The organism is Saccharopolyspora sp. 7B (assembly GCF_020177435.1).
Lineage (GTDB): Bacteria > Actinomycetota > Actinomycetes > Mycobacteriales > Pseudonocardiaceae > Saccharopolyspora_C > Saccharopolyspora_C gregorii.
This window is the reverse complement of sequence record NZ_JAIUKC010000078.1, coordinates 1-6981: the sequence shown is the minus strand read 5'-3', so window position 1 is coordinate 6981 and position 6981 is coordinate 1. Positions and strand designations below refer to the sequence as shown.

The window sequence follows — 6981 nt, the reverse complement described above, 5'->3', positions numbered from 1 at the left end:
GCGCCGCCCCGCCTCCGGGCCGCGCTCGCGCGGGGGCGGGGGGCGGGGGGGGGGGCGCGGGCGCCCCCCCCCCCCCCCCCCCCCCCCCCCCCCCCCGTGCGTTCCGGGGTGGGGTGCCCGCGCCGCGGCGGCGGTGCTGCGGTAGGCATCGGGGCGTGGTGGACGAATTCGCGGCGGTGGTCCTCGCGGGCGGGAGCTCCCGCCGGCTCGGGGGAGTGGACAAGCTCGCGCTGAGCACCGGTGGCCGCACCTTGCTGGCGCACACCGCGCTGGCGGTGCGCGACGCCGACCCGGTGGTGGTGGTCGGGCCGCGGCGGCCGGTGCCGGTGCCGGTGCGGTGGGCGCGGGAGGATCCGCCCGGGTCGGGTCCGCTCGCCGGGCTGCACGCGGGGCTGGGGGAGGTCCCGTTCGAGCGGGGCCTGGTCGCGGTGCTGGCCGCCGATCACCCGGGGCTCTCGGCCGGGACCGTGGCGCGGCTGCGCGCGGCGGCGGCGGAGTCCGGCGCGGTGCTGGTGGACGCGGACGGCGCGGTGCAGTGGCTGCTGGGCGTCTGGCCGGTCGCCGTGCTGCGCGCGGCGATGCCGGAGCAGGTTCGGGACCGGCCGGTGCGCGCGTTGTTCGGCGCGCTGCACCCGGCGCACGTCCCGGCGGTGGGGGCGGAGGCGGCCGACGTGGACACCCCGCAGGACCTGCACCGCCTGGGCTGAGCGCCCCGGGTCCCGCTGCGAGGGGCCCGGGTGGCGCCGCGCCCGAACGATCAGTGGGTGCGTGAGCGCAGGAGTGCGCGTCCGGATATTCATTGGCTCGGTAGCTTCAGTGTCGACTGAAATCAATCCGGCCGCACGGCCTCGCCTTCCGCCGTCCGGCCGAGAACGGCCAGGAGGAGGGAGATCGCTTCACAGGGGCCACACCGCCGGTGCGGTTCACTGCGAACCTGGCCGGGTGCCCCCTCGCGCGACCGGGGCGCGCCCGTGCCAAGATCGCTGCGAAGTGCGCTCGGCGCGCGAGCGCCCACGTCCGCCGAGGCCCGGCGGCCCGGCACCGCGGCGAACGCCCGAAGCGACCAGGGAAGCGAACGAGAGGTGTCGAAGTGACCGAGGCCGGCGAGGGCGGGGCGGCGCCCGCGGACCAGGTGAGCACACCGGCCCGGGACGCGCAGTTGCTCGAACGCACCGTGTTCGAGGTCAAGCGGATCATCGTCGGGCAGGACCGGCTCGTCGAACGGGTCTTGGTCGGCCTGCTGGCCAAGGGCCACGTGCTGCTCGAAGGCGTGCCCGGCGTGGCCAAGACGCTCGCCGTGGAGACCTTCGCGAAGGTCGTCGGCGGCTCGTTCTCCCGGCTGCAGTTCACCCCCGACCTGGTGCCCGCCGACATCCTCGGCACCCGGATCTACCGGCAGGGCAGTGAGCGCTTCGACGTCGAGCTCGGCCCGGTGCTGGCGAACTTCGTGCTCGCCGACGAGATCAACCGCGCGCCCGCCAAGGTGCAGTCGGCGCTGCTGGAGGTCATGGCCGAGCGGCACGTGTCCATCGGTGGCGAGAGCTTCCCGATGCCGAAGCCGTTCCTGGTGCTGGCCACCCAGAACCCCATCGAGAACGAAGGCGTCTACCCGCTGCCGGAGGCGCAGCGGGACCGGTTCCTGTTCAAGCTGCAGGTCGAGTACCCCTCGGCGGAGGAGGAACGGGAGATCGTCTACCGGATGGGCGTGGCGAGCCCGGAACCGACGCCGGTGCTCGACGCCGACGAGCTGACCCGGCTGCAGGACGTCGCCGCGCAGGTGTTCGTGCACCACGCGCTGGTCGACTACGTGGTGCGGCTGGTGCTGGCGACGCGCACCCCGAACGACCACGGCCTGTCCAACATCGCCGGGTGGGTGTCCTACGGCGCCTCGCCGCGCGCGAGCCTCGGCATCGTCGCCGCGTCCCGTGCGCTGGCGCTGGTCCGCGGCCGCGACTACGTGCTCCCGCAGGACGTGGTGGACGTGGTGCCGGACGTGCTGCGGCACCGGCTGGTGCTGTCCTACGACGCGCTCGCCGACGGCATCCCGGTCGATCACATCGTCAACCGGGTGCTGCAGACCGTGCCGCTGCCGCAGGTCTCGGCGCGTCCGCAGGCGAACCCGCCGCAAGCGCAGCCCGGGTACGGGCAGGCGCCGGTCGGCCCGCCGCCGCAGTACTGACCCGCGGCCGCGCGCCCATGTCCCACTCGACGAACGAGGAGCGATCAGCCGTGCCGGTGAGTTCCGCCCAGGCAGGTGCGGACCGCCCGTCCTGGGCCCCTCCGGAGCTGGAAGGGCCCCGGCTGCACGCCGCGCTGCGCTCGCTGGAGCTGACCGTGCGCGGCCGGCTCGACGGCCTGCTGCAGGGCAACCACCTCGGCCTGGGGCCCGGTCCGGCCCCCGAGCCGGGGGAGGCGCGGGTCTACCAGCCCGGCGACGACGTGCGGCGAATGGACTGGGCGGTCACCGCCCGCATGTCCGAACCGCACATCCGGCAGACCGTGGCCGACCGCGAGCTGGAGACCTGGGTGGCGATGGACCTGTCGCCGAGCCTCGACTTCGGTTCCGCGGCCTGCGACAAGCGGGAGCTGGCGATCGCGGCGCTGGCCGCGGTGACGCACCTGACCAGCGGCGGCGGGAACCGGATCGGTGCGGTGGTGGACAACGGCACCGGGCCGGTGCGGCTGCCGGCGCGCGGCGGGCTGGGGCATTCGCGGGGGCTGCTGCGCAAGGTCGCCGAGACCGCGCGGGCGGACGAGGGGACGCGGGGTGACCTGCCGCGGCTGCTGGAGTCGTTGCGGCCCCCCCCGCGGGGGGGGGGCCTGGCGGTGGTGGTCTCCGACTTCCTCGGTGAGCTGGACTGGCAGCGCGCGCTGCGCGGGCTCGGCGCCCGGCACTCGCTGCTCGCGGTCGAGGTGCTCGACCCGCGGGACCTGGAGCTGCCGGACGTCGGCACCGTGGTGCTGTCCGATCCCGAGACGGGGGAGCAGCGGGAAGTGCGCACGACACCGGTGTTGCGCAAGGAGTTCGCGGCCGCGGCCGCGGCGCACCGCGAGGAGGTCGCGGCGGCGCTGCGGCGAGCGGGCTGCGCGCACCTGGTGCTGCGAACGGATTCGGATTGGATCGCCGACGTGGTGCGGTTCGTGGTGGCCCGCAAGCGCGGATGGTCCGGAGGAACGGCGTGATGTTGAGCTTGTCGGGTTTCACCGCGCCGTGGTGGTTCCTGCTGCTGCTGGTGGTCGCCGCGCTCGTCGGCGGGTACGTGTGGGCGCAGCAGCGGGCGCGCAAGGAGGCGCTGCGGTTCAGCAACCTGGCGGTGCTGGACCGGGTGGCGCCGAAGCGGCAGGGCTGGCCCAAGCACGTGCCCGCCGCGCTGCTGGCCGTCGCGATGATCCTGCTGACCGTGGCGCTGTCCGGGCCGACCGCCGAGCAGCGCATCCCGCGGAACCGGGCGACGGTCATGCTCACCGTGGACGTGTCGCTGTCGATGATGGCCAAGGACGTCGAGCCGAGCCGCCTGGAGGCGGCGAAGATCGCGGCGAAGGAGTTCGCCGACAAGCTCACCCCCGGCATCAACCTCGGACTGGTGTCGTTCGCGGGCACCGCCACCGTGATGGTGATGCCAACGACGGACCGCACGGCGGTGAAGCAGGCCATCGACAACCTCTCGCTGTCGGAGGCCACCGCGACCGGTGACGGCATCAACGCCTCGATGTCGGCGATCGACTCCTTCGGCAAGATGGTCGGCGGCCCCGGCGGTGCCCCGCCCGCGCGGATCGTGCTCATGGCCGACGGCGGGCAGACCATCCCGCGCGACATGAACGCCCCGCGCGGTGCCTACACGAAGGCGGGGGAGGCGAAGAAGGCCGGCATCCCGATCACCACGATCTCGTTCGGCACCGATTACGGCACGATCGACATCGAAGGCCAGTCGCAGCCCGTGGAGGTCGACGACGAGGCGATGGAGGAGATCGCGGACCTCTCCGGCGGCGAGTTCCACAAGGCCGCCAGCGCCGAGCAGCTGCGCCGCGTCTACGACACGTTGGGCGAGCAGATCGGCTACGAGATCAAGCACACAGACGCCAGCAAGCCGTGGTCGGTGCTGGGTACGCTCACCGCGATCGTCGCGGCGGTGCTCTCGTTGCTGCTGGGGCGACGTCTGCCCTGACGCCGCAGAGCACGGGAGCCCGACGTGAGCAGTGCCGCCGGTGCGGTGGAGTTCCTCCGCGAGTTCGTGAAGTCCCCGACGACGACGGCCGCGGTGGGCCCCAGCTCCCGCCACTTGGCGCGGGACATGGTGGCACCGATCCCGGCCACCGGTGATCCGGTGGTGGTGGAGCTCGGACCCGGGACGGGCGCGTTCACCGAGGCGATCCAGCAGCGGCTCGGCGGCCGGGGCACGCACCTGGCGGTGGAGCTCAACCAGCGGTGGGCGGAGTCGTTGAGCGCCCGGTTCCCCGAGGTGGACGTGGAGTGCGCCGACGCCCGGGCGCTGCCGCGGCTGCTGGCGGAGCGGGGCGTGCGGGCCGACGTGGTGGTCAGCGGGCTGCCGTGGGCGGCGCACGCGCCGCAGGGCGGGGTGCCGCTGATCCGGCTGATCGCGGACTCGCTGACCGAGCAGGGGGCGTTCACGCAGTTCGCGTACACGTGGACGCGGTGGGCGGCTCCGGCGCGGCGGCAGCACGCCGACCTGCGCGCGACCTTCGAGGAGACGGTGCTGAGCCGCACGGTGTGGCGGAACGTGCCGCCCGCGCTGGTGTACCTGGCGCGGCGTCCTCGCTGATCTTCGAGGCGGACGCAGGCCGCGCGAGCGCGCAGGCGGTCAGTCCCGCGGCCTGCGCAGCAGGACGAGCCTGCCGAGCGGGCTGGCGACGATCTGCGGTTCGTCGAACCCGGCCGCGGTGCCCTCGGTGGCGAGGTCTTCGGCCGACACGCCGAACGCGACCCGCTGGCGGCGGTGGAACAGGCGGTCCAGCGCACCGCGGGTGCCGGGGTCGTCCTGGGCGGGGAACAGTTCCTGGACCAGCAGCAGGCCACCGGGGCGCAGGGCGCGGCGGATGGCGGCGAGGGTGCCGGTGCGGGCTTCGGCGGGGAAGAACACCTGAGCCCAGTAGCAGACCTCGAAGGCGTCCGCGTCCGGCAGCTCCCGGGCGTCGGTGACGCGCACGTCGAGCCGGTCGGCGACCCCGGCGTCCGCGGCGCGGGCGGTGAGCTCGGCGGCGACGGCGGGGACGACCTCGACGCGGACGGCGCGCAGCCCGTCGTGCAGGTCGAGCGTGGTCAGCAGCGCGCCGCCGACGCCGCTGCCGACGTCGAGCAGCGGGCCGCCCCGCGCCAGGCGGTCCTGGTAGTCGGGCAGGGCCTGGTAGAGCACCTGGTAGAGCTGCCGTGCGCCGTCCTCGGGCCGCACGCCCCAGCCGCGGGCGAGCCGCAGCGCCTGCTCGCCGTCGCGGTGGTGCTGCCGCTCGGCGGGCTGGACGGCTCCTGCGACGCGGTCGCGGGCCAGGTCCGCGGCGTCGAGCACGGTCGGCACGTCGACGCCGGAGGCGCCCGCGAGCAGGGCGTCGAAGGCGGGGGTGAGCCGGAACGCGTCGTCCTGGTGCTGCACGACGCCCGCCGAGGTGAGGGCGGCCAGCACGTCCTCGGTCTGTTCGGCCGGGGTGCCCGTGGCCTCCGCCAGCCGGGCGGCGGTGGTCCCGTCCCGCAGCCGGTCGAGCCAGCCCGCGCGGTGCGCGGCGCGGAACAGTTCGAAGAGCTCCAGGCCTTCCGCCCAGCCCTGCACGGTGGCGCGCGCCGCGAGGGCGGATCGGAGTCCGTCGAGGCCGGACGCTCCGCTGTCGTGCACTGCCGCTCCTCGGGTCCGTTGGGCCGTTCCATGATCGACAGTACTCCGCCGGGGTGCGGTGGCGCGGTTGCGGGCGGTGCGGTCCGGTTCGCGGTGAATGCGACTCTTGTCCGGTGTTCGTGCTGGTCAAGGCGGTGTGGCTGATCGATCCGGTGGGGCTGGTCATGGTCGGTGGGCGTGTCCGCCGAGCCGTGCCCGGGTTACGTTCGTCCGATGGCGGATGAGGTGGTCTCGGGATTGGGTGAGATCCCGCTGCTCGTGGAGCTGGGGAGCGCGCTGCTGCTGTCCAGCCTGGTGGGGCTGGAACGCGAGGTGCGGGCCAAGAGCGCGGGGCTGCGCACGCACACCCTGGTCGGGGTGGGCGCGGCGCTGTTCATGCTGGTGTCGAAGTACGGCTTCGGGGACATGCTGGAGTTCGACCGGGTGTCGCTGGACCCGTCGCGGGTGGCCGCGCAGGTCGTGTCGGGCATCGGGTTCATCGGCGGCGGATTGATCTTCGTGCGGCGGGACGTGGTGCGGGGGCTGACCACGGCGGCGACGGTGTGGCTGGTCGCGGCGATCGGGATGGCCTGCGGTGGTGGCCTGGTGCTGCTGGCGTCGGCGACGACGCTGGTGCACTTCCTGGTGGCGGTGGGGTATCCGCGGCTGCTGCAGCTGCTGCGCGGGGTGCTCCGGGAGCCGCAGATCGTGCGGGTGGGCTACCTGGACGGGCACGGGGTGCTGCGCGAGGTGCTGACGCTGTGCACGAGCCGCGGGTTGAAGGTGCTGGACCTGCAGGTGGAGCGCGAGGACACCGACGACGAGGACCAGCGCACCGCCGTGGTCGCGGTCCGGCTGCAGGGCAAGCAGCAGGTGGCCGGGCTGGTCGAGGAGATCAACGGTTTCCCCGGGGTGCTGCACGCGGCGGTCGGTGACTCGGCGGAGGCGGGGATTTGAGCGTTCTGTCTGTCTTTCCACTTCGGTTGCGAGGCGGGTCGGGTGGCGGAACCTCAGCGGCTTCCTCGCTGCCCGCTTTTCGGTGCGGCCGCGATTTCTGATGTATGTCCAACACACGGCGAAATCGCTGTCCTCGCGAGGAAGCCGCTGAGAACCCGCGGGTGGTCCGGTTGCATTCTTGTCGTCGGCTCAGCGGCTTCGC

General features: G+C 74.0%; 7 protein-coding genes. 6 read left to right on the top strand and 1 reads right to left on the bottom strand.

What is annotated here, in order from left to right; all coding sequences use genetic code 11:
- The first annotated feature begins 155 nt into the window (after positions 1-155).
- From LCD33_RS13685 to LCD33_RS13665, 5 genes are all read left to right on the top strand, one after another.
- Positions 156-707, top strand: a complete 552-nt coding sequence (locus tag LCD33_RS13685) for a molybdenum cofactor guanylyltransferase (protein ID WP_224977915.1) — start codon at positions 156-158, stop codon at positions 705-707.
- Positions 708-1090: 383 nt separating this feature from the next.
- Positions 1091-2179, top strand: a complete 1089-nt coding sequence (locus LCD33_RS13680) for a MoxR family ATPase (protein ID WP_224977914.1) — start codon at positions 1091-1093, stop codon at positions 2177-2179.
- A gap of 50 nt (positions 2180-2229) precedes the next feature.
- Positions 2230-3183: a DUF58 domain-containing protein gene (locus tag LCD33_RS13675; protein ID WP_224977913.1), complete on the top strand. Its 954-nt coding sequence runs from the start codon at positions 2230-2232 to the stop codon at positions 3181-3183.
- Positions 3184-3185: 2 nt separating this feature from the next.
- A complete protein-coding gene (locus LCD33_RS13670; RefSeq protein WP_224957467.1) occupies positions 3186-4166 on the top strand; it encodes a VWA domain-containing protein in 981 nt (326 codons plus the stop codon).
- Between the two features lie 24 nt (positions 4167-4190).
- The gene (locus LCD33_RS13665; RefSeq protein WP_224957432.1) at positions 4191-4781 is read left to right on the top strand and encodes a class I SAM-dependent methyltransferase; all 591 of its coding nucleotides are present in this window, start codon (positions 4191-4193) and stop codon (positions 4779-4781) included.
- 39 nt (positions 4782-4820) lie between these two features.
- On the opposite strand, the gene LCD33_RS29395 is transcribed toward LCD33_RS13665, so the two are convergent.
- The gene (locus tag LCD33_RS29395) at positions 4821-5843 is read right to left on the bottom strand and encodes a class I SAM-dependent methyltransferase (RefSeq protein ID WP_308011276.1); all 1023 of its coding nucleotides are present in this window, start codon (positions 5841-5843) and stop codon (positions 4821-4823) included.
- Between the two features lie 213 nt (positions 5844-6056).
- Here LCD33_RS29395 and LCD33_RS13650 point away from each other — a divergent pair, with 213 nt between their 5' ends.
- Complete coding sequence (locus LCD33_RS13650) at positions 6057-6779, top strand: MgtC/SapB family protein (RefSeq protein ID WP_224966127.1); 723 nt, start codon at positions 6057-6059, stop codon at positions 6777-6779.
- Positions 6780-6981: the final 202 nt, after the last annotated feature.